Here is a 23,603-nt window from a genome sequence, read left to right as displayed (position 1 = left end):
ACGGAAAAAGCCAACAAAAACGGGACGTCCCGGAGCCGACCGATGACCTATGTCGTGACCGACAACTGCATCAAATGCAAATACATGGACTGCATCGAGGTCTGTCCGGTCGACTGTTTCTACGAAGGCGAGAACATGCTCGTCATCCATCCCGACGAGTGCATCGACTGCGGCGTCTGCGAGCCGGAATGCCCGGCCGACGCGATCAAGCCCGACACCGAGTCCGGCCTCGACAAGTGGCTGCAGATCAACACCGAATATGCCGATAAATGGCCCAACATCACCGCCAAGAAGGAGCCGCCGGCCGACGCCAAGAGCTTCGACGGCGAGGCCGGCAAATTCGAGAAATACTTCTCCGCCGAGCCCGGCGAAGGCGATTGACAACACCGCTGTAAAGGCTTGTATGACGCAGCGTAACAGGCACGCCGGATTAACCGCCTTGACAGGCGGCGATTGGTTGTGGCCTTCGCTTACGCAGCAAAACCTTGATTCTTCCGACTTTTTGTGTTACATCAGCGAAACATGCCGGTGACACAACGTCGATTTATGGCGCAGACGCCCCAAATCACTGAAAGGTGAAAATCCCATTCCGGACCAGAGCGATCTGGGCCAGGCGGTCGCAATTCTTGCGGTTTGCCGGTCCCGGCTTTTCCGGTGGGTTCATCTGTTGTGCGGCTAATGATCGGTGACCCCGATCACGTGAGTTCAGCCGGCACCGCCGCCGGCCCACAACAAGGAGTTCAGGGCGTAATGGCAACGATCACCCCGCAGAAGAAGTCCACAGCTGCACGTCACGGTTTCAAGACCGGCGAGTTCATCGTCTATCCGGCGCATGGCGTCGGCCAGATCGTCTCGATCGACGAGCAGGAAGTGGCCGGCCACAAGCTGGAACTGTTCGTCATCGACTTCCAGAAGGACAAGATGCGCCTGAAAGTGCCGGTCGCCAAGGCGACCTCTATCGGCATGCGCAAGCTGTCGGAAGAGGATTATGTCGAGCGCGCGCTGAAGGTCGTGCAGGGCCGCGCCCGCGTCAAGCGCACCATGTGGTCGCGCCGCGCCCAGGAATATGATGCCAAGATCAATTCGGGCGACCTGATCTCGATCTCGGAAGTCGTGCGCGACCTCTATCGCGCCGACAACCAGCCGGAGCAGTCCTATTCCGAACGCCAGCTCTACGAGGCGGCACTCGACCGCATGGCCCGCGAGATCGCGGCCGTCAACCGCATGTCGGAAACCGAAGCCGTGCGCCTGATCGAGGTCAACCTCAACAAAGGCCCCAAGCGTGGCGCCAAGGCCGACAATGAGGAAGCCGAGCAGGAAGAAGCTGCCTGAGCTTTTTCGCATTCAAGTTGACGAAAACCCGGCCTCGCGCCGGGTTTTTGATTTCGGGGAAGGCCGCGATTGTCGCGCCTATGCGCCTCCCTCCTTCTCCGCCGCCTCTTGCTTCAGCGTGGCGATAAACCGCTTGGTGCGTTCGCGCTCCGGATTGCCGAACAGCTTGGTGGATGGCCCCTGCTCGACGATGACGCCGGCGTCGAGGAACATCGCCTCCTGGGCGATCTTGGAGGCCAGGCGCAAATCATGCGTCGCCATCACCATGGTCGTTCCCTCGCTGGCGAGCTGACCCAGCACATCGACCACCTCCTGCGCCAGCTCAGGGTCGAGCGCCGAAGTCGGTTCGTCGCACAGCAGCACCTTCGGCGACGGCGCCAAGGCGCGGGCGATCGCTACGCGCTGCTGCTGGCCGCCCGACAGCGTCGCCGGCCAGGCATCGGCCTTATGCACCATGCCGACCTTCTCCAGCAGCGCGAGTGCCCGCTCATGTGCCTTCTGCGGCGACCATTTGAGCACCGTAACCAAGCCTTCCATGACATTTTCGATGGCGGTGCGATGCGGAAACAACTGGAAATTTTGAAACACCATGCCGGTCTGCAGGCGCAGACGCCTTATGTCCGCCGCCGGCACCTTCCCGCCCGGGCGGAACTCAAGCGTCTCGTCACCGATCCGCACCGTGCCCGAGGTTGGGATCTCCAGCAGGTTGATGCAGCGCAGCAGCGTGCTTTTCCCCCCGCCGGAAGGGCCGACAAGCGCGGTGACGCTGCCTTCGGCGATGGCGACAGTCACCCCCTTCAGCACGAGATTATCGCCGAAACGCTTTTCGATGTTGGTGAGGCTGATCATGAGCGTGCCTCCAGGAAGCCGCCATAGCGGTTGAGCCGCTCCTCCAGTCGCGTCTGCAAGGCCGACAGTACCGAACTCATCGCCAGATAGAGGATCGCCGCCTCGACATAGAGGATGAGCGGCTCATAGGTGGTGGCGACGATGCGTTGCGCCGCCTGGAACATTTCCGGCACGGTGATGGCGGCGGCCAGCGACGTGTCCTTGACCAGCGAGATGAAGGTGTTGGAGAGCGGCGGCACCGCCACCCGTCCGGCTTGCGGCAGAATGGTGCGCCGCATCGCCTGGCTCCAGGTCATCCCGATCGAATAGGCGGCCTCCCACTGGCCCTTGGGCACCGAGCCGATGGCCGCCCGGATGATTTCCGACGTGTAGGCCCCGATGTTGAGCGTGAAGCCGATCAGCGCCGCGGTGAAGGCGTCAAGCAGGATGCCGACCGACGGCAGGCCGTAGAAGATCAGGAAGAGCTGCACCAGGAGCGGCGTGCCGCGGAATATCCACACATAGAAGCGCACGAGCGCCACCAGAGGCTTCGGGCCGAACAGCCTGCCGAGCGCCGCGCCCAGCCCTACCGTCAGGCCGAGCACGAAGGACAGCAACGTCAGCGGCACGGTAAAGATCAACGCTGCCCACAGCAGCGAGGGCAGCGAGTCCAGCATCAGTTGCAGCCAGTGCGGCACGAAAGATCCTCCGGAATGGACGGGGAACGTCATCGAAGCGCGAATGCGCCAGCCATATCACGACAAAAGCGGCGAGCCGTCAAAAACGACTCGCCGCTGGATACGTCACAGGGCGACAGCCGGCCCCGCCTAGTGAATTACTTCGAGACGTCCTGGCCGAAATAGGTGTTGGCGATCTTCTGGTAGGTGCCGTCCGCCTTGATGTCGGCCAGCGCCTTGTTGATGGCCGCGACCAGCTCCGGATCGCCCTTGCGCACGATGACGCCGGAGTAATCGGCATTCTCTTCCTGGGCGGCGATCTTCACATTGGCGTCGGGCTTGTGCTTCTTGAAGTCTAGGAACGACAGGCTGTCATTGATGGTAGCGTCCGCACGGCCGGTCAAAAGCAGCTGGATCGACTGGTCGAAGCCGTCGGTGCCGACCAGTTCGGCGCCATTGGACTCGGCCAGCTTGCCGAAATTGGATGTCAGCGACTGCGCCGACTTCTTGCCCTTGAGGTCGGCGAAGGTTTTGATGTCGGTGTTGTCGCCGCGCACGATCAGCACTGCCTTGGACGCGATATAGGGATCGGAAAAGTCGTACTTGGCCTTGCGGGCGTCGGTGATGCCGACTTCGTTGATGACGGCATCATAACGGTTGACGTCGAGGCCGGCGATCAGCCCGTCCCACTTGCCTTCGAGGAACTCAGCCTTGACGCCGAGCTTATCGGCGATCGCCTTGGCGATCTCGATATCGAAGCCAACCAGCGCGCCGGAAGCGTCATGGTAGGTGAAGGGAGCGTAGGTGCCCTCCGTACCGACCTTGATGATTCCGGCCTGCTTGATCTGGTCGAGATTGGCGCCGGCGTGGCCCGATGCGACGGCCAGGGCCTGCAACGTTCCGGCGATGATGAGTGACTTGAGCCATTTCATTTTTCTGTGATCCCGTCCTTGGCCGGTAACCCGGCATGTTGTGAGGGCTGGAAAATGACAGATGCAGGTCGAAAAAATAAGGAATGAAATTTCAAAGAGAGCGTCTTCCAGAAATCAAATTCTCCGGAAGGAATTCATTCGCAGGCTCGGAAGTTGCAGACAGCTGCGCGGACGCTAGCGCTCGCCCTGCCCGCACCGGCGGAACCTTTCTCGCGCATGACAGTTTTGGCTGTTGTAGGGCACGCCGCCGTCATTTCAAGCCGGTGTCTGCCATTTGCCTCGCCGAGCCACGGAGCGCCTTATGATGGAAGACACGGCAGGACGGATCATGGTCCGCGCGGCAATGAAGGCGCCCTATCTCGAGCGCGAGGAGGAGCATCGGCTGGCATTGCTCTGGAAGGAAGACAACGACCAGAACGCGCTGCACAGCATCACCGTCGCCCACATGCGGCTGGTTATTTCCATGGCCTCGAAATTCCGCCATTACGGACTGCCGCTCGGCGATCTGGTTCAAGAGGGCCATGTCGGACTGCTCGAGGCCGCCGCCCGTTTCGAACCGGAGCGCGAGGTGCGTTTCTCGACCTACGCGACGTGGTGGATCCGCGCCTCGATGCAGGACTACATCCTGCGCAACTGGTCGATCGTGCGTGGTGGCACCAGTTCGGCGCAAAAGGCCCTGTTCTTCAATCTCAGACGCTTGCGTGCGCGTCTCGCGAACGGCGCCGAGCCGCTCTCCAACACAAATCTCTACCGCGAGGTTTCGGTTGCGCTTGGTGTATCCGAGGCTGATGTGGCGATGATGGATTCACGGCTGTCGGCTCCGGATTCTTCGCTGAACGTGCCGCTGGCCGATGACGCGGGCGGCACCGAGCGGATGGATTTCCTGGTCTCGGACGATCCCTTGCCGGACGAAATTGTCGGCGACAAGATCGATGTCGCGCGCCGCTCGCTTTGGCTGAAGGAAGCGCTTCACGCGCTCAACGCGCGCGAACTCAGGATCATCGAGGAACGCCGGCTGAATGACGAGGGGGCCACGCTCGAGGCGCTCGGCGAGACGCTCGGCATCTCCAAGGAACGTGTCCGCCAGATCGAGGCGCGCGCCATGGAAAAGCTCAAAGTCGCGCTGGTGAAGCAGAATCCGGAATTCATGGCGACCGCCGCCTGATCTCCCGCTCGGGCTTTTATTTGTCGGTGACGATCTTGACCTTGTCGCCGGCCGAAACCGCGGCCCCCGGCGACAGCGCATTGAGCACGCGGAACAGGTCGAGCTTGCGGTCGACGCCAACCATCTGCGCGGCAAGCGATCCCATGGTCTGTCCCGGCTGCACGGTGAGCACACGAATATGCAGTGGCTTCAGTGCCGCCTTCTCGGCGGGGCTGAGGATGCGGAAGGAGCCGCTGACCGAGCGCGCCACCGTTTCAAGCGAGGTGCTGGCCGAGGGGGCCGCGGTCAGCAATCGGTAGACCTGGCCGCCGGCGCGGATCACAGCGATATCGAACTGCCAGCCTTCGGCGCCTGCATGCGCGGTCGCCGCCTCATTGCCGTTGATGGTTTCCTGCTTGACGGTGCTGTCGTCGAGGCCGGCCACCCAGCCGCTTCTGATATAGTCGGTCAGGGCGCGGTTCTTGTCGATCGAAACGCCGTCGAAGCGGATCGCTATGTCGCCGGGACCGGTCGCCGTCACAGCCGCCGCCGAATTGTCGATGATGAAACCGTCCGGCACCGTGAACGACACGCCCAAGCCTGGATGCAGGAAGGTTTCGCCGCGCACATAGCCTTCTTCCGGCGTGTCGCCGTAAAGCAGGCCGTCTATGCCGGCGAGGAAGGAATCGCGGTCGCGTGTACCGAAGCCGGGCGCACCGAACTGGCGGGCGTGCCGCTGTGCCAAATCGATGCGTTGCGGCGTGTTGGGGTGCGTCGCCAGGAAGTCGAGGCTGGCGTCGGTGGCGCCGCTGATCGAGCGGAAATCGGTATAGGCCGACATCGACTGCAGGAAGCGGCCGGCGGCATAGGGATCGTAGCCGGCTTCGCCGATCGACTTGATGCCGATGGCGTCAGCCTCAAGCTCCTGGTTGCGCGAGAACTGCGCCAGCCTGAGCTTGCCGCGGATGAGTGCAGCCTTGGCGGTCGGGCTGTCGCCAAGCACATCGGAAACGACCTTGGTCGCCAGACCTTCCTCGGCCTCCAACTGCTGGCGCTGCAGCCCATGATTGGCGGTGACGTGGCCCATCTCATGCGCGATGACGGCGGCGAGCTCGGACGAATCATTGGCCAGCGCCAAGAGGCCGCGCGTTATGTAGAGATAGCCGCCCGGCAGCGCGAAGGCGTTGACGTTGGGCGAATTGAGGATGGTGATGCGATAGGTCTGGGTTGGGTTCGCCGACACCACGGTCAGATTGCCGACCACCTTGGCGACCATGCGTTCGAGCTTGGGATCGGAATATTCGCCGCCATAGGTCGCCAGGATGCGCGGATGCTGCGCCTTGGCGAGCTCCGCGAGCTTGTTGTTGGCGGCGACATTGTCGACCGTGATCGGCTTGTCGGATGGCTGGAAGCCTGATTCCTGGACTTCCGGAGGCGTGAACATCTGGCAGCTTGCCAGCGCCACGGCAAAGCCGGCCAGCGCCAGAAAGCGCGCCAGCGGGTTCATTCGTAGCCTGTCAACGCCGATCGCCAGAACGGCTTCCTTTCAGGTCCCTGCGCATGACCACATGCGCAAAACAAACTGCTACAGTATCCGTCACGCGCCCCTCGGAGCATGCGACGGAAGCTGTAGGCAAATCACGGCCTGTGCCGGACCGGTATCGAGCGGACCTAGCCACACTACTCCAGTCATGGCAAGCAAGCGCCACATCGCATCGAGCCGGTTTGAGCGTAAATTATGTCCGCTTCCGGGCAATATCTCGTGATAAGGAATCCCCGGCACCGGCTCCGATATAGCGCCGGAATGCCTCCGGACCAGCCCCGGCAAAGAAATCATCCGCCGTGCCGATAGCGGCGACGGCGCCGTTCTCGAGAAACACCAGCCTCTGACCGATGCGGCGGGCATCTTGCGGCTGATGCGTGACGAACAGCACCGTCATGCCACGCTCGGCATGCAGGCCGGCAACCAGGTCGAGCATATCGTCTCGCAAGGCGGGCCCAAGCGAAGCGAAGGGCTCGTCGAGCAGCAGCACCGGGCGGTCACGCACCAGCACGCGAGCCAGGGCGACGCGCTGGCGCTCACCGCCGGAAAGTTCGCGCGGCAGCCGCTTCTCCTTGCCGGCAAGGCCGGTGCGCGCAAGCGCATCGGCGATCGCAGCGCGATCGGCTTCGGCCAGCCGCAACGATGGCGAACGGCCGAGCCCGACATTCTGCTCGACGGAAAGATGCGCGAAAAGGTTGTTTTCCTGAAAAACCATCGACACTGGCCGCGCCGCCGGTGGCGCGGTGCTGACATCGGCCCCGCCGATCAGCACGCGGCCGGATCGCGGCGGCTCGAACCCGGCCACCAGATTGAGCAGCGTCGACTTTCCGGAGCCGCTCGGTCCCATGATGGCGGTGATTTGCCCCGCCGTGAACTCGGCATCGAAGGCGAACGACGCCTCGCCATAGCTGAACGAAACCTTGTCCAGCCGCACCGAAACCCCTTTGCCGCCAGCCGCCCCGTCAGACATTGCGGGCCGTCTCCTTTCCCAGCCGGTCCGCTGCCAGCACCAGTGCCAGGCAGACAAGGCCGAGCAGCAGCGCCAAGCCGGCGGCGTCCTCGGTTCGGTAGCTGCCCATGCGCGCCAGGAGAAGGTAGGGCAAGGTCTGCACGGAATCACTGCCGAACAGGGCGATGACGCCGAGATCGCCGAGCGACAGTGCCATGGCGAAGGCAAAAGCGGTGGCGAGCGGGCGCCGCAACGTCGGCCAGTCGACCAGCCACAGTCTTGACCAGCCGGAAATTCCGAGCTGCGCGCAAAGCCGCTCGTGACGCTCGCTTGCCGCGTCATAGGCGGGACGGATGGCGCGCAGCGCAAAAGGCATCGCCATGACAGCGTTGACGGTGACGACCATGAGCGGCGCGATGGCAAAGACATCGCCGACATGGCGCAGCAACAGGAACCAGCCGGCGCCGACGACGATCGGCGGCACGACCAGGACAAACCCGGCGCCCGTATCGGTGGCATGTTCGAGCAGTGTCCTTGCCCCGAAGCGGCGGTTCGACGCCAGCGCCCTGCGCGCCATGGTCAATGCCAGCGAAAGCATCACCGAAAGCAAGGCCGAAAGGAAAGCGAGCACGGCACTGGTCAGCGTCGCCTGACGGACAGTGGCCTCGCCGGCAAGCCGGCCGAGGTCGGCGCCAAGTCCGGCCGCCACGGTCGCCGCCATCGGCCCGGCAACGAAGAGCAAGGCCAACACGATGAGCGTCGCGTTCAGCCACGCTTCGGTCCTGTTGACGGAGAGGTAGCGGCGCGGCGCGACCGGCAGGTTGACGTCGCCGACGACGTCGGCTCCGAGCCGGGTCAACCCCAGCAACACGATGAAGGTCAAGGCGATCTGCAGCAGCGTCAGAGCGACAGCCCTCGCGGGATCGAAATCGAAGCGCAATGCCTGATAGATGCCGACTTCGAGCGTCGTCGCGGCCGGCCCGCCGCCGAGCGTCAGCACGATGGTGAAGGATGTGATGCACAGCATGAAGACAAGTCCGGCGACACCGGGCAGCGCAGCACGCAGCGTCGGCCATTCGATCAGCCGGAATGCCGGCCGCGCCCCCATGCCGAGCTGGCTCGCCAGCCGCCACTGGTCGGAGGGAATGGTCTGCAGCGCCTCGAGGAGCAGACGTGTGGCCAGCGGCAGGTTGAAGAAGACATGGGCGACGAGAATGCCGGACAGGCCATAGATGCCCGGCCAACCCTGGCCGCCGACGACGCTGAGAAAGCCGGAGAAATAGCCGGCGCGGCCATAGAGCGCCAGGATGCCGAGCGCCGCGACGATCGCCGGCAGCGCCAGCGGCACGGCGAAGAGCTGCAGGATCAAGGCGCGGCCGAAAAACCGTGGATGCCGCGACAGCGCCCGCGCCACGAGCAGGGCCGGCCCGACCGAGAGCAGCGTCGACAGGGCCGCCTGCCAGAGCGTGAAGCGCACGACCCGGAACAGGTAGGGATCGAACGCAGCCCAAGCGCCGGAAAAATCGCGAGCGCCTTCGACAAGCAGCCCCGCAAACGCGCCGCCGATCAAAATGGCGATGGCGGCGAGCCCTATCACGCCAGCTGTGATGCGGGGATCAGAGCGGGTTTGCACACCGCACATCAACGATTGGGTGAAGCTTAGGGAGCGTCGCCGTAGAGCGTTCATCTCACGAGATTAGCCCACAAAACCTACTTGCTCATCACCGCCAGCCATTCATCGACCCATGCCTTGCGGTTGGCCGCCACCTCCTCCGGGCTGAACAGCAAGGTTTTGGTCGGCTTGACCAGTTTGTCGAAGGCGGGGTTGAGCGGCTTGTTGGTCTTGCCGGCCGGGAACATCCAGTTGGTCTCGGGGATGGCGTCCTGGAATTTCGGCCCGGTCATGAAGGCCATGAACTTTTCCGCCAGCGGATTCTTGGCGCCGGTCGTGGTGATGCCCGCGACCTCGATCTGCAGATATTCGCCTTCCTCGAACGAGGCCGCCTGATAGCGCTCGGTGTTCTCGGCGACCATGTGGTAGGCCGGCGAGGTGGTGTAGGACAGCACCATCGGTGCCTCGCCCTTGGTGAACAGGCCATAGGCTTCGCTCCAGCCCGGCGTCACGGTCAGGACCTTGGTCTTGAGCTTGGCCCAGGCCTCCGGCGCCTTGTCGCCATAGACCGACTTCACCCACAACAGCAGGCCGAGGCCGGGCGTCGATGTGCGCGGGTCCTGGATGACGATCTTGTCGTCGGCGCTGCCCTCGACCAAATCCTTCAGGCTTTTCGGCGGCGATTTCAGCTTCTGGGTATCGTAGACGACGGCGAAGTAGCCATAGTCGAAGGGAACAAAAGTATCGTCGCTCCAGCCACCCGGCACGTTGACGTCCGTTATTGCGCCATGTGGCGCGAACAGGCCCGAGGCCTTGGCATCGGCGGTGAGATTGGTGTCGAGACCGAGCACGATGTCGGCTTTGGTCGAAGCGCCTTCCAGCTTGACGCGGTTGAGCAGCGCCACGCCATCGGCGACCGAGACGAACTCGAGATCGCAGCCGCATTCTGCCTCGAATTCCTTCTTCACCACGGGACCTGGACCCCAGTCGGCGGTGAAGCTCTCATAGGTGTAGACGGTGAGCTTGTCCTTGGCCAAGGCCGGCCCGGACAGGGTCACTGCCGTGGCGGCGATCAGAGAATATAAAAGCGTGCGCATCGGCGCCTCCTTCGTTTGCGTTGAAAGGAATTGAGGCGTCGGAGTGTCCGAAACGTCTAATCCCTCCGCCGGTACAAACCGGATCAGGTTCAGCGGGTTGGCGACACTGCCTCTCAGCCGGCCCGCGAAATTCGCGTCCGGCACCCCGTTAGAGCGTTTCGACACATAGGCCGGGCCGATGACCCGCGCAAGTGGGACTTTGCCGCCTTCCGTTTCCCGTGCCGGGCTGGTAAGGCGACGGGATATGAGCACATTCACCATCCTGCTTGGCGGCGACCTCATCCGCACGCCTCGGCTCGACCGCCAGGTCGAAGGCTCGCGCGTCATCGCCGCCGACGCCGGCATCGGCCATGCGCGGATGCTGGGCCTCGTGCCGGAACTGTGGGTGGGTGATTTCGATTCGGTCCCGGCTGATCTGCCCGCCGACCTCGCCGCCGTGCCGCGGCAAACCTTCCCGGCGGAAAAGGACAAGACCGACGGAGAACTGGCGATCGCGGCCGCACTGGAGCGCGGGGCGACCCGCCTTGTGCTGGCGGGCGCCTTCGGCGGCAAGCGCGCCGATCACGCCTTCCTGCATCTGGCGCTTGGCCTGCGGCTGGCCGAGGCCGGAATGGATGTGCTTCTGACCAGCGGCGCCCAGGAAGGTGTTCCCTTGCCGCCCGGCAGGGCCGGCTTCGATTATGCCGACGGCACGCTGTTCTCGATTCTCGGCTTCTCCGAACTCTCCGGCCTGACCGTCACCGGCGCCAAATGGCCGCTCGACAAGGTCGAGGTGGCGTTCGGTTCGTCGCTGACCATTTCCAACGAGGTCAAGTTCGGCAAGACCGGGGGCCGCCTCGACATCGCGCTCGGCCATGGCCGCGCGCTGCTGCTCGCCCATCCCTATCCATTGCCCGAAAGCTGACATGGCCCCGCCTCTTCTCAATCTCGACGGGATAAGACTGACCTTCGGCGGCGCGCCGCTGCTCGACGGCGCCGCCTTGACCGCTTCGGCCGGCGACAAGATCGCGCTGGTCGGCCGCAACGGGTCCGGCAAGTCGACGCTGCTCAAGATCGCCGCCGGCCTGATCGAACCACAGGACGGCGAGGTGTTCCGCCAGCCTTCGGCGACGGTGCGTTATCTGCCGCAAATGCCCGACATGGACGGCTTTGCAACCGTGCGCGCCTATGTCGAGGCCGGGCTCGGGCCCGCCGACGATCCCTACCGCGCCAGCTATCTGATGGAGCATCTCGGCCTGTCGGGCGAGGAACGGCCTGGCGACCTGTCCGGCGGAGAGGCCAGGCGCGCCGCGCTTGCCCGCGTCATGGCGCCGGAGCCTGACATCCTGCTTCTTGATGAGCCGACTAACCATCTTGATTTATCTGTCATCGAATGGCTGGAAGAAGAGCTCGTCCGGACCTCCTCGGCACTCATCGTCATCTCGCATGACCGCCGCTTCCTCGAGCGCGTGTCGCGCGCCACAGTCTGGCTCGATCGCGGCCAGACGCGCAGGCTGGACAAGGGCTTTGGCCATTTCGAGGAATGGCGCGACCTGGTGCTGGAAGAGGAAGAGCGCGAGCAGCACAAGCTCGGCCGCCAAATCGTGCGCGAGGAGCACTGGCTGCGCTACGGGGTGACGGCGCGGCGCAAGCGCAATATGCGGCGTCTGGGCGAATTGCAGACCATGCGTCAGCGTTTTCGCGGCCATCGCGGCGCCGAAGGCACCGCGACAATGGTGGCAAGCGACGCCGCCGAATCCGGCAAGCTGGTGATCGAGGCCAAGAACATCGAGAAGAGCTTTGGCGACCTCACCGTCGTCAAGGGGTTCTCGACCCGCATCCAGCGCGGCGACCGCGTCGGCCTTGTCGGGCCGAACGGCGCCGGCAAGACGACACTTCTGAAGATGCTGACCGGCGAATTGGCGCCGGACGCGGGTTCGATACGGCTTGGCACCAATCTGGAGATCGCCACGCTCGACCAGAAGCGCGAGGCGGTCGACCCGCAAGAGACGCTGGCGCAATATCTGACCGACGGGCGCGGCGAGAACCTCGTCATCAATGGCGAGCAGCGCCATGTCGTGTCCTATATGAAGGATTTCCTGTTCAAGCCGGAACAGGCCCGCACGCCGGTGCGCGAGCTGTCCGGCGGCGAACGGGCGCGGCTGATCCTGGCGCGCGTGCTGGCACGGCCTGCAAATCTTCTGGTTCTCGATGAGCCGACCAACGATCTCGACATGGAGACGCTGGAACTGCTGCAGGAACTGGTCGCCGGCTTTGCCGGCACCGTCATCCTGGTCAGCCACGACCGCGATTTCCTCGACCGCACAGTCACCAGCATCATCGCGCCGGACGGCGGCGGCCGCTGGGTCGAATATGCCGGCGGCTATTCCGACATGCTGGCGCAGCGCGGCGGCACCAGGCTTGACGACCGCAAGGCGCGCGCCAAGGCGGAAGCCGGCGATGCGCCGGCACCGGGCAAGAGCGATCCGGCGGCGCCAAAAGGGCCGGCGAAGAAATTGTCGTTCAAGCAGAAGTTCGCGCTGGAGTCCCTGCCCAAGAAGATCGAGGCAGTGACCGCGTCGATCTCGCGGCTGGAGAACAACATCGCCGACCCGGCCTATTACGAACGCGACCCGGCCTCGTTCCAGAAGACGATCGCCGCCCTCGACAAGGAGCGTGCGACCTTGGCCGCGCTCGAGGAAGAATGGCTGGAACTGGAGATGCTGCGCGAGGAGATGGAAGGGTGAAGAGCGGTCGGCCGTGGGCGGATCGATCGACAACGATTTGTCGATTGAAGCGACGGAGCGCCCTGAGCCATAGCGGGCGCTCCGTCTGCTGCGCCTGAGCATTGCCTCCACATCGCAATGCGCATACATTATGCGCATTGCGGAGGCCATTATGCGTAAGATTGCCTTGAATGCGATCCGTCAGCCAGCAAATCTGTCGATCGACTCGAACCTCATGCGGGAAGCCAAGGGGCTTGACGTGAATGTCTCGCGCGCTGCGGAAGCCGGCATCGCGGAGGCGGTGGCAGCTGAAAAGACGCGGCTGTGGAAGCTTGAGAACCGTACCACGATGGATGCGTGGAACGACTACATCGACAAGAACGGCATCCCGTTGGAAGAGTATCGGCAGTTCTGATGCCCCGCTATGATGTCTTCGCCGGTCGCGTTGAAGGCAACTATTTGCTCGACGTCCAATCCGACCTGCTCGACAATTTCAAGACGCGGGTTGTCGTTCCGCTTCTGCCGGTCGCAACGGTGCCGCCGCCAATGCGAAAGCTTCATCCGATCTTCGAGATCAATGGACGGAAGCTGGTCATGGCGACACACCTGATCGCCACCGTTCCCGCAAGCGAATTGGTTGAAAGTCGGCTGAACCTGGCGAAGCATCACGATGACATCGTTGCCGCGCTCGACATGCTGTTCCAAGGATTCTGAACGGAGGCGACCGTTACGCCGCCCGTCTCAGCCCGCCGTCTTGGCCTGCCAGGCCTTGATCGCCTCGTCGAACACCTTCTCGCCGGGAATGCCCTTTTCCATGGTCAGCAGTGCCCGCCGTCCGGTCTTGTAGACGACCGGCACGTCGATCCAGTCCTGGCCGCGCAACAGGGTCATGTTGGCGTCTTCGTCGGCCTTGGTGTCGTTGAGCGCGACGAGGAAGAAGCCGTCGGCGATCTTGGCCGGGATGCCGATCAGCGGGCTGCCGGCGTCCTGTTCCGAACTCTTCATGGCAACGCGCAATATATTGTCGACGCCGCCGCCCTCGAACCCGTCTGGGGTCAGGAAGATCATCTCGATGATATGGCTGGCCGGCAGGGTCTGGTCGGTGTTGCGACGGATGGTCATGCGCAACTGGATGTCCTTGCCGGGAATGGTCGCCTCGGCACGGATCGCCGGCTCGGGCGGCAGGTCGCCGCCGGGCGATTCCTGCACCAGCGACCAGACGATGCTGCCGGGCTCGGCTGAACCCTGCGCGGTGCTGGTGCGCTCCTCATAGAAGATCGCCTTCTGGCCGACCGGAACCGAGGTTGGCGCCACAGCCGGTGCCGCCGGCGGCGTTGCGGCTGCCGGTGCGGGCGGCGGCGTGGCTGCGGCATCGGCCAGCGCCGCGGGCGCGGTTCCGTTGGCGGGTGGTGTCGCGGCCGGGGTGCCCGCCGCGGGCGTGGTCGCGGCTGGTGCGCCTGCCGCGGGCGTACCGGCAGCGGGCGCATTGGCAGCGGGCGTATTGGCAGCCGGCGCGGGAGCCGCCGGCGCTGCCGTGGCCGGCGCATTCGTTGCCGTCGGCGGTGTCGTCAGCGCGGCGACGGATTCGCCCTCGCCTACGCCGCTTTGCCCACCGGCTGGGCCGGGGTCGGTTTCGCCGCCTTCAGGCGTCAGCCGCTGCGTGAATTTCGTGCCTTCCGCGCCGGTCGCGAGCGCCGGCGGCGTGGCCGTGGTATCGGTCGCCGGCTTGGCCGGCGTCGTTTTCACCGGTTCGGTCTTGGCAACAACCTTGCTGCTCTCCAGGCCCAGCATCTTGCCGAAGGCATCCTTGTTCAGCCAGATGCCGTAGCCGCCGCCGGCAACGACCAGCAGTGCGACCACGGCGGCGATCAGCCCGCCATAGCTGCGTTTGCGTTCGGCCGGCCGCAAACGCTCGAAAGTGTCGGTGGCGGCAGGCGCTTCGTCATCGGCAAAGACGTCGTCCTGGTCGTCGTCCCGATCCGCGTCCATCCCCGGCAAGGTCTTCTCGGAAAAGTCCGGAGCGGGCTGCACCGGCGCCGGCCTTTGCCAGCCAGGCTCGACCTTGGCGGCTGGAGCGGGCCGGTAGGGCTCGGCATTGGCAACGGGCTGCGCCGGTTTGTATGGCTCCGGGCTGGCCGCGGCAGGAGCGGGCCGATACGGAGACGGAGCGGGAGCCGGTTCCGCCTTGGCCGGCTGCTTGACGTGGTTCGACTGGTTCTTGTTGCGGTCGATGGAGGAAAAGATGTGTTCCAGTTCCGCGAGCGGATCCGGCTCGGGCACACTCTTGACATAGCCCCGCTCGACGCCGGCAATGGCGTCGTCCAGCGCGCGTTTCTGTTTGTCTATGGCCTCGGAAGCCAGCGGCGGCGAATATTCCGCCAGCTTCTTCGCCAGCATGGCGCGCACGCTGTTATAGATGCGCGTACGCTTCTCGGGCGTCTCGTCGCCGTGCTTCTCGAACGCGTTTTTCAGAACAGCAACGAAATCTGCCATGCTTCAGTCGACCTGTATTTTTTGCCTCCGCGCCGGCCCCCGCAAATCAGCCGCGATGCCCGGAAAGGCTTCAGAAACTAGTCTTGAAACGGATCGGTCACAAGTATCGTGTCGTCCCGTTCCGGGCTGGTGGAGAGGAGTGCGACCGGCGCGCCGATCAACTCCTCTATGTATCGGACATATTTGACGGCCTGGGCCGGAAGGTCGTTCCAGCTGCGTGCGCCGGCGGTGGTGCCCTTCCAGCCTTCCAAGGTCTCGTAGATGGGTTCCACGCGAGCCTGGGCGCCCTGGCTTGCCGGCAGATAGTCGATCGTCTCGCCGTCCAGCCTGTAGCCGGTGCAGACCTTGATCTCATCCAACCCGTCGAGCACGTCGAGCTTGGTCAGCGCGATGCCTTTGATGCCGTTGACGGCAACCGCCTGGCGCACCAGCACCGCGTCGAACCAGCCGCAGCGGCGCTTGCGCCCGGTGACGACACCGAATTCATGGCCGCGCGTGCCGAGGAATTCGCCGATCTCGTTCTTCTGCTCGGTCGGGAACGGACCTTCGCCGACACGCGTCGTGTAGGCCTTGGTGATGCCGAGAACATAGCCGATGGCGCCCGGGCCGACGCCGGAGCCGGCGGCGGCCTGGCCGGCGACCGTGTTGGACGAGGTGACGAACGGATAGGTGCCGTGGTCGATGTCGAGCAGCGTGCCTTGTGCGCCCTCGAACAGGATGCGCTCGCCGGCGCGGCGCTTGTCGTCGAGCACCTTCCAGACGCGGTCCATGTAGGGCAGGATGTCGTTCGCGACCGAGGTCAATTCCTGCATGATCGCATCATGCGTGACTTCGTCATGGCCGAGCCCGCGACGCAGCGCATTGTGGTGCGTCAGCAGCCTGTCGACCTTCAGGGGCAAAGTTTCCAAATCCGCCAGATCCATCACCCGCACCGCGCGCCGCCCCACCTTGTCCTCGTAGGCGGGGCCGATCCCGCGTCGGGTCGTGCCAATCTTTGTTCCGGAATTCGAAGCGGCATCCTCGCGAAACCCGTCCAGCTCCCGGTGTACGGACAGGATAAGCGCCGTGTTTTCGGCTATTTTCAGGCGATCCGGCGTCACGTCCACGCCCTGGCCTTTCAGTTTCTGCACCTCGGCGACGAAAGCATGAGGATCGAAGACCACGCCATTGCCGATGATGGACAGCTTGCCTTCCCGCACGACGCCCGAAGGCAGCAGCGACAGCTTGTAGACCTTGCCGTCGACGACCAGCGTGTGGCCGGCATTGTGGCCGCCCTGGAAACGCACCACGACATCGGCGCGCTCCGACAGCCAGTCGACGATCTTGCCCTTGCCTTCGTCGCCCCACTGCGAGCCGACGACCACCACATTGGCCATGTTTCTTTTCCCTTGAGACGCCGCCGCGCGGCTTGGATATGGTTCGAAACGACAGGCCTCTATAACGTCAAGACCTCGCGAGTGCGACCTTTCTTTGCCGCCGAAAATGCCCTGAGGCACAACAATTTTCGGCTTTGACATCATTTACTTGGGCTGACCGGGGCAATAGGCCGGCAAACACCGCGGCCCATCCCGCGGCCGGAAGCCAGCGATGCATCGAAACGCCTACATGTTCCTGCTGCTCACCACCTTGCTGTGGGGTGGCAATTCGGTGGCCGGCAAGCTGGCGGTCGGCCACGTCTCGCCGATGACGCTGGTCTTCCTGCGCTGGATGCTGGCCGTGGCGATCCTGCTGCCGATCGGCTGGCGCACGATCCAGGAGGATTGGCCCGTCGTGCGCCGTCACTGGCTCGTGCTGGCGGCGCTTGGCGCCAGCGGCTTCACCCTGTTCAACACCATCTTCTACACCGCACTCAACTACACCACGGCGATCAATGTCTCGATCGAACAGGCGGCGATGCCGATCCTGATCATGACAGCCAATTTCGTTTTCTTCCGCCTGCGCGTGAACTGGGCGCAGATCGCCGGCGTGATGCTGACCGTCTTCGGCGTCATCCTGACCGCCTGCCATGGCGATCCGCGCCGGCTGCTGACGCTGGAGCTCAATTTCGGCGACGCCATCATGCTGGTCGCGGTCGTTCTCTACAGCAGCTATTCGGTCGGGTTGCGGCTGAAGCCGGCGATGCGCTGGCAAAGCCTGATGCTGGCCATGTCGTTCGCCGCGCTCATCACCTCACTGCCCTTCTTCCTGTGGGAAGCCGCCGCCAGCAAGGTGATCGTGCCCGACGCCCGCGGCTGGGCGGTCATCGTCTACACCGCGATCGGCGCTTCGGTCATCTCGCAGATAACCTATATCAGGGGCAACGAACTGATCGGCGCCAACCGCGCCGGCCTGTTCATCAATCTGGTGCCGATCTTCGGCACGCTGCTTTCGGTGCTGATCGTCGGCGAGACCTTCCAGCTCTATCAGGCGCTGGCGCTGATCCTCGTTCTGGGCGGCATCGGGCTCGCCGAATACAGCGGGCGCAAGATGGCGTCTGGCTTCTGACGCGCGCCGGGATTACTGCACCAATTCCTTGCGCACCACCGCGATATCGTCCGACGAGACCGCCGGAGCGGAATTGCCCCAGCTGCCGCGCACATAGGTCAGCACGTCGGCGATTTCCTGGTCCTTCAGCCGCCATGCCAGCGAGGGCATCGAAGGCGTCGTCGGCGCACCGGCCGTGTGCACCGCCTGGCTTCCGGCGAGAACGACGCGGGCCAGGGTCTCGGGATTGCCCTGCGCGACGATCGAGTTGCCGACAAGCGCTGGGAAAAGCGCTCCGGCCCCGGCGCCATCGCCGCCGTGGCAGGCCGAGCAATTGTCATGATAGATCGCCGCGCCCGCCACCATACGCGCCTCGTCGGGCTTGGGCGCCTGCGCATTGCCGGTGTCCGGCCCCAGGCTCTTAAGATAGACGGCCACGGCCTTGAGGTCGGGATCCGTCATTTTGGAGGTCGAGTTCTCGATCGCCTCGGCCATCGGACCGGATGCGATCGAATGCGCGTTGACGCCGGTCTTGAGGTAGGCGACCACATCCTCTTGCGACCATTGGCCCAGGCCGGATTGAGCATTGTTGGTGATGTCGGGGGCGAACCAGCCCTGCAGCGAGGCGCCTTGCAGGAAGCCGCTGTCTTGGTCCGCTCCAAGGAACGATTTGGGCGTGTGGCAGGTGCCGCAGTGCCCGGCGCCCTGGACGATGTAGGCGCCGCGGTTCCATTCCGCCGATTTGGAGGGGTCGGCCTGGAAGCTTGCCTCGCTGAAGTTGAGGAGGTTCCAGCCCCACATCGCCAGCCGGATGTTCAGCGGGAACGGCAGCTGGTTGGCTTCGACCTTGTTCGAGACCGGGTCGACCGTGGTCATGTAGGCCCACAGGTCGGAAATGTCCTGCTCGTTCATCCTGGTATAGGCGGGGTAAGGCATGGCGGGATAGAGCCGCACGCCATTATGGCCGACGCCGGTCTTCATCATGTTGCGGAAATCGGCCTCCGACCAATTGCCGATACCCGTCTCGTGGTCGGGCGTGATGTTGGGTGGTACCAGTGCGCCGAAAGGCGTTTCGAGCGGCAGGCCGCCGGCCAGCGGCTTGCCGCCCGGCCTGGTATGACAGCCGGCGCAATCGCCGAGCACGGCCTGATATTGGCCACGGATGATCTGGTCGGCCTGGTCGGCGGCGAGCGCCGGCGTGATCGCCAGCACGGCGGCGCCAGCGGCGGCGGCGGCGGCGGCGGCGGCGGCGGCGGCGGCGGCGAGCGTCCTCATGCCTGCACCAAGGGGGCGCCGGGATTGCGCAAATAGTGATTGCGGATGCCGTCAGCGGCGCGGTAGGCGAGCGCGCCGACCGTTCCCGTCGGATTCTTGCCGGCATTCTGCGGAAAGGCCGAGGCGCCGATGACGAAGACGTTGGGCACATCCCAGCTTTGCAGGAAACTGTTGACCGCACTCTTCCTAGGGTCCGTTCCCATGATGGCGCCGCCCGTATTATGGGTGCTTTGATAAGGGACGCTGTCCCAGCCCTTCTTGCGGCGGCCGACATTGTACTGCTTGCCCCCAAGCGTCTTGGCGATCTCCTCCATCCGGTCGCAGAGATAATTCGACATCCGGATATCATTGTCGGGAAAATCGAAGGTCATGCGCATGAGCGGCCGGCCGAAGCGATCCTTGTAGGTCGGATCGAGGTCGAGGTAGTTGGTGCGCGTCGCGTAGCTGCTGCCCTGCGAGGAGAAGCCAAGCGTGCTTTTGTAGCCCGCGACGGTCGCCTTCTTCCAGGCACTACCCCATTTCGGCGTGCCGGGCAGCGTCGGCCTCGTCCCGATCGGACGTCCATTGGTGGGAATGCAGTTGATGCCCGCGCCGCCGACGAAATCGAGGCCGCCATGGTCGAAGGCGTCGCCATTATAGTCGTCGATCGTCTGTCCGAGCGCGCCCGCGGCAATGAATGGGTTGAAGTTCTTGTCGTCGAAGAACACCTGCACGCCGGCATTGGTCTGGTAGCAATAATTGCGCCCGACGGTGCCCTCGCCGGTAGCGGGATCGTAGATCTTGCCGATGCCCGACAGCATCATCAGCCGGGCATTGTGCAGGCCGTAGGCGCACAGAAGCACGAGATCGGCCGGCTGGAAGAATTCCTGCCCCGACGTATCGACGTAAGTGACACCTCGCGCGGACTTGCCGCCGGCGGCGAGATCGACATGCAGCACCTCGCTGTCGGTGCGCACCTCGAAATTGGCCTTCTTCATCAGCACGGGAAGGATGGTGGTCTGGGCGCTGGATTTGGAGTAGTTGGCGCAGCCGAACCGCTCGCAGAATCCGCAGTAGGTGCACTGCCCCATGGTGATGCCGAGCGGATTGACATAGGTCCGCGACATGTTGGCGGACGGTGTCGGGAACGGGTGCAGTCCCATGGACCGGCCGGCATTGGCGAACAGGGTCGGCGCGTAGGTCATCTCCATTGGCGGATTTGGGTAATCCCGGGACCGCGGATCCTCGAACGGGTTGCCACCTTCCTGTATCTGCCCCTTGATATTGCCGGCCTTGCCCGAGATTCCCGCCAGATATTCGAACTGGTCGTAATACGGCTCCATCTCGGCGCCGGTCACGCCCCAGTCCTCGACCTGGAGATCGGCGATCCGCGCCGCGCCATACTTCTTGGTCAGGTTGGTCTTGATCTGGAAGTCGGAGTCCCAGAACCGCCAGGTGTGGCCGTTCCAATGGACGCCTGCGCCGCCGACGCCGTTGCCGGGCAGGAACGAGCCGAAATCGCGCATCGGCAGCGCCGTCTGCGAAGGGTCGTTGCGCATCGTCATGGTTTCGACGGCTGGCTGCAGGAACAGGTCGCGCCGCACGCTGTAGCGCAACTCGTCCTGCGCATAGCCGATGTTGAAATCGGTCGCCGTGTCGCGCCAGGGACCACGCTCGATGGCCAGCACGTCCAGGCCCTGATCGGTCAGTTCATGCGCAAGGATGGACCCCGTCCAGCCGAGGCCGACGATCACGACGTCCTTGCGGGGCAGTATCGTCGTCATGGTCAGCTCCTTTTTACGAGCCATTCCGGGCTGCCCTCGATCGAGACGGGCGGCCGCGGATAGGGCTGATTGTGCTTGCTGACGTGATCCCGGTAGTCATAGCGCGCGCCGGGGAAACCAAGCATGCGCCACGACACCATGTCCTTGTTGCCGCCATACACCGGATCGGCAAAGAACCCTTCCATCGTGTTCTGCAGCAGAAGTCCGAAGAAGCCGGCAGCCTTGACTTCATTGGGCAAGTCGACCTTTCCAGCTTCCATCGCGGCCAGGAACGTATCCTGATCGGCCGGCTGGAGTTCGGCGAATGTCTTGCCATCGCGCTGCTTCAGGAAAGCGTCGATGGCGGCGAGGCCGGAGCGGTAGCGCTGGGCGGGGTTTGCCTCGCCCTGGTAGCCCTGCGTGGGCAATCCCGGCAGAAACGGTCCTTTTGTGTAGAGCCGGCTCGACGTTCCGAACGCGCCCGTCAACTGACGGTCTATATAGACGGCGCAGCCGGCCTCCTTGCCGCCCATCGACAGATCGTCGGCGGGGATGATGCGGTCGACGATAGCCTCGACCAGCGCGGCTTCCTGCGGCGTGAAGAACTGCCAGCCGCCGGACACCACCTGCATCGGAGGATCGGAAGACAGCGGTGCCCAGGGCAGCGAGCCGGACAAGGATCGGGCAAAACCTGCCGATGTTGCCGTCACTGTAAACATCGCAGCCGAAGACAGAAAAAGACGCCGGCTCAGTCGGACAGTATTGCGATGATCCATCGAAGGCACCCCGACAGCAACAGAGGCGCGCCGGATGTTGCGCACAAAATTATGACCAACTCAGTTAAGTTTAGATCGCATCCATCAATTGACCGCAGCGTGCGAAAAGAAACCGGGATCGTCAAGCAGATCACAAAATCGTTAGATTGGGCCAGACCTTATGCTTATCTACATCCGCTAATGTACTGACGGCTAAAAAGGATATCTTGCAGCAGCTTGACGCAAGGACGCCGTTGGCGCGACGCCTGCTGCGGCGCCCGCAACGCCGCAAACCCTCGGGCGGCGCCAGCGGTCGTGGAAACGCCCCGCATGCATGCCGGCAAACGGGGCGTCTGATGTACGGCTTGTCACCTTAGAAGGTGTGGAGAGCTAGATCCCGCCCACATCGAACCGCAGCCGCTTTGCCGAATCGATCGACTTGTGGTCGCGCACCTGCTCCAGCACTTTCTCCGGGAACGGGGCGTCGAGATAGAGCAGTGCGATAGCGTCACCGCCCGGCCGGTTGCGGCCAAGCTGGAAGTTGGCGATGTTGACGTCGTTCTCGCCGCAGACAGTGCCGAGCAGGCCGATAATGCCGGGCGCATCGGCATTGGTCGTATACAGCATGTGTTGGCCGACCTCGGCGTCGAGATTGATGCCCTTGATCTGAATGAAGCGCGGCTTGCCGTCCGAAAAGCAGGTACCGGCGATCGACCGGGTCATGTGCTCGGTCTTGACGGTCAGCTTGATATAGCCGTCGAAGACGCCAGATTTGTCGCGCTTGACCTCGGCGACGATGATGCCGCGCTCCTTCACCATGATCGGCGCCGACACCATGTTGACGTCGGCGACCTGCGGCCGGATCAGTCCGGCCAGGGCGGCACTGATCAGCGCCCGCGTGTTCATCGTCGCGGTCGAGCCGTCGAACAGGATCTCGACTTCGCTGATCGGATCCTCGGTGACCTGGCCGACAAAGGCGCCCAGCACTTCGGCGAGCTTGACGAACGGCTTCAGCCGCGGTGCCTCTTCCGCCGTGATCGAGGGCATGTTGATGGCGTTGGAGACCGCGCCCTTGATCAGGTAGTCGGCCATCTGCTCGGCGACCTGCAGCGCGACATTCTCCTGCGCTTCCGCCGTCGAGGCGCCAAGGTGTGGTGTCGCCACAACGTTCTCCATGCCGAACAGCGCATTCTGCTCCGCCGGTTCGACCTCGAACACATCGATGCCGGCGCCTGCCACCTTGCCGCTCTTCAGCGCCGCGACCAGGTCGGCCTCGACCACCAGCCCGCCACGCGCGCAGTTGATGATGCGCACGCCATTCTTCATCTTGGCGATCGCCGCCGCATCGATGATGTTGCGGGTCTTGTCGGTCAAGGGCGTGTGCAGCGTGATGAAGTCGGCGCGGGCGAAGAGTTCGTCCAGTTCCACCTTGTCGACGCCGAGCTCCTCGGCCCGCTTGTCCGACAGGAACGGATCAAAGGCGACGACGTGCATCTTCAGCCCGACGCCGCGTGTGGCGACGATCGAACCGATATTGCCGCAGCCGATGACGCCCAGCGTCTTGCCGGTGATCTCGACGCCCATGAAGCGGTTCTTCTCCCATTTGCCGGCATGGGTCGAAGCGTTGGCTTCCGGGATCTGGCGGGCGAGCGCGAAGATCATCGCCACGGCGTGTTCGGCCGTCGTGATCGAATTGCCGAAGGGCGTGTTCATCACGATGATACCCTTGCGGCTTGCCGCCGGGATATCGACATTGTCGACGCCGATGCCGGCGCGGCCGACGACCTTGAGATTGGTGGCCGCGTTGATCAGCTTCTCGGTGACCTTGGTCGCCGAACGGATGGCGAGACCGTCATACTTGCCGATCACTTCGAGCAGCTTTTCCTTGTCCTTGCCGAGGTCGGGCAGATAGTCGACCTCGACGCCGCGATCCTTGAAGATCTGCACGGCGGTGGGAGAGAGTTTGTCAGAGACGAGAACGCGGGGCGCCATGGCGGCCTCCTTGAAAATGAAATTGATCCGGGAACGGACGGCCCTCGGGGCCGCCACGGAAACT

The 23,603-nt window shown here is 63.9% G+C and carries 21 protein-coding genes and 1 riboswitch; of the genes, 8 read left to right on the top strand and 13 right to left on the bottom strand.

Features of this window, described 5'->3' with window-relative positions:
• The first annotated feature begins 42 nt into the window (after positions 1–42).
• Together fdxA and FJ943_RS04635 are read left to right on the top strand one after the other, a co-directional pair.
• Positions 43–381, top strand: a complete 339-nt coding sequence (gene fdxA / locus FJ943_RS04640; protein WP_015315302.1) for a ferredoxin FdxA — start codon at positions 43–45, stop codon at positions 379–381.
• A 369-nt stretch (positions 382–750) separates the two neighbouring features.
• Positions 751–1,332: a CarD family transcriptional regulator gene (locus FJ943_RS04635; RefSeq protein WP_015315301.1), complete on the top strand. Its 582-nt coding sequence runs from the start codon at positions 751–753 to the stop codon at positions 1,330–1,332.
• Positions 1,333–1,410: 78 nt separating this feature from the next.
• On the opposite strand, the gene FJ943_RS04630 is transcribed toward FJ943_RS04635, so the two are convergent.
• The 3 genes from FJ943_RS04630 to FJ943_RS04620 form a co-directional block, all read right to left on the bottom strand.
• Positions 1,411–2,181: an amino acid ABC transporter ATP-binding protein gene (locus FJ943_RS04630; protein ID WP_140720028.1), complete on the bottom strand. Its 771-nt coding sequence runs from the start codon at positions 2,179–2,181 to the stop codon at positions 1,411–1,413.
• On the bottom strand, positions 2,178–2,858 hold the full coding sequence (locus FJ943_RS04625) for an amino acid ABC transporter permease (RefSeq protein ID WP_027141826.1): 681 nt from the start codon (positions 2,856–2,858) through the stop codon (positions 2,178–2,180). The genes FJ943_RS04630 and FJ943_RS04625 overlap by 4 nt, the downstream gene beginning before the upstream one ends.
• A 137-nt stretch (positions 2,859–2,995) precedes the next feature.
• Positions 2,996–3,769 carry an amino acid ABC transporter substrate-binding protein gene (locus tag FJ943_RS04620; RefSeq protein ID WP_140720026.1) on the bottom strand — a complete coding sequence of 258 codons (774 nt, stop codon included), beginning with the start codon at positions 3,767–3,769 and terminating at the stop codon, positions 2,996–2,998.
• Between the two features lie 301 nt (positions 3,770–4,070).
• Here FJ943_RS04620 and FJ943_RS04615 point away from each other — a divergent pair, with 301 nt between their 5' ends.
• A complete protein-coding gene (locus FJ943_RS04615; RefSeq protein WP_015315297.1) occupies positions 4,071–4,934 on the top strand; it encodes an RNA polymerase factor sigma-32 in 864 nt (287 codons plus the stop codon).
• A 16-nt stretch (positions 4,935–4,950) separates the two neighbouring features.
• Here the strand turns inward: FJ943_RS04615 and FJ943_RS04610 are convergent, their stop codons facing one another.
• The 4 genes from FJ943_RS04610 to thiB all read right to left on the bottom strand — a co-directional run bounded on the left by FJ943_RS04610 (position 4,951) and on the right by thiB (position 10,114).
• Entirely contained in the window at positions 4,951–6,420 is a 1,470-nt protein-coding gene (locus FJ943_RS04610) for a M48 family metalloprotease (RefSeq protein ID WP_023784820.1), read from the bottom strand.
• 229 nt (positions 6,421–6,649) lie between these two features.
• A complete protein-coding gene (gene thiQ, locus FJ943_RS04605) occupies positions 6,650–7,426 on the bottom strand; it encodes a thiamine ABC transporter ATP-binding protein (protein WP_140720024.1) in 777 nt (258 codons plus the stop codon).
• Positions 7,419–9,047, bottom strand: coding sequence for a thiamine/thiamine pyrophosphate ABC transporter permease (gene thiP, locus FJ943_RS04600; RefSeq protein WP_140720022.1), 1,629 nt, complete (start codon positions 9,045–9,047; stop codon positions 7,419–7,421). Before thiP ends, thiQ begins: the two co-directional genes overlap by 8 nt.
• Before the next feature lie 68 nt (positions 9,048–9,115).
• Positions 9,116–10,114 carry a thiamine ABC transporter substrate binding subunit gene (thiB, locus tag FJ943_RS04595; RefSeq protein WP_140720020.1) on the bottom strand — a complete coding sequence of 333 codons (999 nt, stop codon included), beginning with the start codon at positions 10,112–10,114 and terminating at the stop codon, positions 9,116–9,118.
• Between the two features lie 43 nt (positions 10,115–10,157).
• Positions 10,158–10,272, bottom strand: a riboswitch (TPP riboswitch).
• A gap of 86 nt (positions 10,273–10,358) precedes the next feature.
• On the opposite strand from thiB, the gene FJ943_RS04590 reads away from it, so the two are divergent.
• The 4 genes from FJ943_RS04590 (at position 10,359) to FJ943_RS04575 (ending at position 13,533) form a co-directional block, all read left to right on the top strand.
• Positions 10,359–11,018: a thiamine diphosphokinase gene (locus FJ943_RS04590; RefSeq protein ID WP_140720018.1), complete on the top strand. Its 660-nt coding sequence runs from the start codon at positions 10,359–10,361 to the stop codon at positions 11,016–11,018.
• Between the two features lies 1 nt (position 11,019).
• A complete protein-coding gene (locus FJ943_RS04585) occupies positions 11,020–12,840 on the top strand; it encodes an ABC-F family ATP-binding cassette domain-containing protein (protein ID WP_140720016.1) in 1,821 nt (606 codons plus the stop codon).
• 151 nt (positions 12,841–12,991) lie between these two features.
• Positions 12,992–13,234, top strand: a complete 243-nt coding sequence (locus FJ943_RS04580) for a type II toxin-antitoxin system CcdA family antitoxin (protein ID WP_140720014.1) — start codon at positions 12,992–12,994, stop codon at positions 13,232–13,234.
• Positions 13,234–13,533 carry a CcdB family protein gene (locus FJ943_RS04575; RefSeq protein ID WP_140662662.1) on the top strand — a complete coding sequence of 100 codons (300 nt, stop codon included), beginning with the start codon at positions 13,234–13,236 and terminating at the stop codon, positions 13,531–13,533. Before FJ943_RS04580 ends, FJ943_RS04575 begins: the two co-directional genes overlap by 1 nt.
• Before the next feature lie 27 nt (positions 13,534–13,560).
• Here FJ943_RS04575 and FJ943_RS04570 read toward each other — a convergent pair whose 3' ends face one another.
• On the bottom strand, positions 13,561–15,312 hold the full coding sequence (locus FJ943_RS04570) for a hypothetical protein (protein WP_140720012.1): 1,752 nt from the start codon (positions 15,310–15,312) through the stop codon (positions 13,561–13,563).
• Between the two features lie 77 nt (positions 15,313–15,389).
• Positions 15,390–16,688, bottom strand: a complete 1,299-nt coding sequence (locus tag FJ943_RS04565; protein ID WP_015315287.1) for an adenylosuccinate synthase — start codon at positions 16,686–16,688, stop codon at positions 15,390–15,392.
• Positions 16,689–16,899: 211 nt separating this feature from the next.
• Between FJ943_RS04565 and FJ943_RS04560 the strand changes: the two genes are divergently transcribed.
• On the top strand, positions 16,900–17,796 hold the full coding sequence (locus FJ943_RS04560) for a DMT family transporter (RefSeq protein ID WP_140720010.1): 897 nt from the start codon (positions 16,900–16,902) through the stop codon (positions 17,794–17,796).
• A 12-nt stretch (positions 17,797–17,808) separates the two neighbouring features.
• Here the strand turns inward: FJ943_RS04560 and FJ943_RS04555 are convergent, their stop codons facing one another.
• The 4 genes from FJ943_RS04555 to serA form a co-directional block, all read right to left on the bottom strand.
• Positions 17,809–19,050: a cytochrome c gene (locus FJ943_RS04555; RefSeq protein WP_181174491.1), complete on the bottom strand. Its 1,242-nt coding sequence runs from the start codon at positions 19,048–19,050 to the stop codon at positions 17,809–17,811.
• A complete protein-coding gene (locus FJ943_RS04550) occupies positions 19,047–20,813 on the bottom strand; it encodes a GMC family oxidoreductase (protein WP_015315284.1) in 1,767 nt (588 codons plus the stop codon). The genes FJ943_RS04555 and FJ943_RS04550 overlap by 4 nt, the downstream gene beginning before the upstream one ends.
• 2 nt (positions 20,814–20,815) lie before the next feature.
• The gene (locus FJ943_RS04545) at positions 20,816–21,511 is read right to left on the bottom strand and encodes a gluconate 2-dehydrogenase subunit 3 family protein (RefSeq protein ID WP_246671825.1); all 696 of its coding nucleotides are present in this window, start codon (positions 21,509–21,511) and stop codon (positions 20,816–20,818) included.
• A gap of 426 nt (positions 21,512–21,937) precedes the next feature.
• Positions 21,938–23,539 (bottom strand): phosphoglycerate dehydrogenase, encoded by a 1,602-nt coding sequence (serA, locus tag FJ943_RS04540; protein ID WP_140616645.1) that lies wholly within the window; start codon positions 23,537–23,539, stop codon positions 21,938–21,940.
• Positions 23,540–23,603 lie beyond the last annotated feature (64 nt).

The organism is Mesorhizobium sp. B2-3-10, from assembly GCF_006442275.1.
GTDB lineage: Bacteria > Pseudomonadota > Alphaproteobacteria > Rhizobiales > Rhizobiaceae > Mesorhizobium > Mesorhizobium australicum.
Note: the sequence above shows the minus strand (reverse complement) of the source record. Positions and strands in the feature narration are given on the sequence as shown.

Coding starts and splice junctions, on each gene's coding strand:
- serA (WP_140616645.1), bottom strand. CDS start 23,539: ATGGCGCCCCGCGTTCTCGTCTCTGACAAACTCTCTCCCACCGCCGTG.
- fdxA (WP_015315302.1), top strand. CDS start 43: ATGACCTATGTCGTGACCGACAACTGCATCAAATGCAAATACATGGAC.
- thiP (WP_140720022.1), bottom strand. CDS start 9,047: ATGTGCGGTGTGCAAACCCGCTCTGATCCCCGCATCACAGCTGGCGTG.
- FJ943_RS04585 (WP_140720016.1), top strand. CDS start 11,020: ATGGCCCCGCCTCTTCTCAATCTCGACGGGATAAGACTGACCTTCGGC.
- FJ943_RS04610 (WP_023784820.1), bottom strand. CDS start 6,420: ATGAACCCGCTGGCGCGCTTTCTGGCGCTGGCCGGCTTTGCCGTGGCG.
- FJ943_RS04635 (WP_015315301.1), top strand. CDS start 751: ATGGCAACGATCACCCCGCAGAAGAAGTCCACAGCTGCACGTCACGGT.
- FJ943_RS04570 (WP_140720012.1), bottom strand. CDS start 15,312: ATGGCAGATTTCGTTGCTGTTCTGAAAAACGCGTTCGAGAAGCACGGC.
- FJ943_RS04620 (WP_140720026.1), bottom strand. CDS start 3,769: ATGAAATGGCTCAAGTCACTCATCATCGCCGGAACGTTGCAGGCCCTG.
- FJ943_RS04580 (WP_140720014.1), top strand. CDS start 12,992: ATGCGTAAGATTGCCTTGAATGCGATCCGTCAGCCAGCAAATCTGTCG.
- FJ943_RS04555 (WP_181174491.1), bottom strand. CDS start 19,050: ATGAGGACGCTCGCCGCCGCCGCCGCCGCCGCCGCCGCCGCCGCCGCC.
- FJ943_RS04560 (WP_140720010.1), top strand. CDS start 16,900: ATGCATCGAAACGCCTACATGTTCCTGCTGCTCACCACCTTGCTGTGG.
- FJ943_RS04565 (WP_015315287.1), bottom strand. CDS start 16,688: ATGGCCAATGTGGTGGTCGTCGGCTCGCAGTGGGGCGACGAAGGCAAG.
- FJ943_RS04615 (WP_015315297.1), top strand. CDS start 4,071: ATGATGGAAGACACGGCAGGACGGATCATGGTCCGCGCGGCAATGAAG.
- thiB (WP_140720020.1), bottom strand. CDS start 10,114: ATGCGCACGCTTTTATATTCTCTGATCGCCGCCACGGCAGTGACCCTG.
- FJ943_RS04590 (WP_140720018.1), top strand. CDS start 10,359: ATGAGCACATTCACCATCCTGCTTGGCGGCGACCTCATCCGCACGCCT.
- FJ943_RS04575 (WP_140662662.1), top strand. CDS start 13,234: ATGCCCCGCTATGATGTCTTCGCCGGTCGCGTTGAAGGCAACTATTTG.
- FJ943_RS04550 (WP_015315284.1), bottom strand. CDS start 20,813: ATGACGACGATACTGCCCCGCAAGGACGTCGTGATCGTCGGCCTCGGC.
- FJ943_RS04545 (WP_246671825.1), bottom strand. CDS start 21,511: ATGTTTACAGTGACGGCAACATCGGCAGGTTTTGCCCGATCCTTGTCC.
- thiQ (WP_140720024.1), bottom strand. CDS start 7,426: ATGTCTGACGGGGCGGCTGGCGGCAAAGGGGTTTCGGTGCGGCTGGAC.
- FJ943_RS04630 (WP_140720028.1), bottom strand. CDS start 2,181: ATGATCAGCCTCACCAACATCGAAAAGCGTTTCGGCGATAATCTCGTG.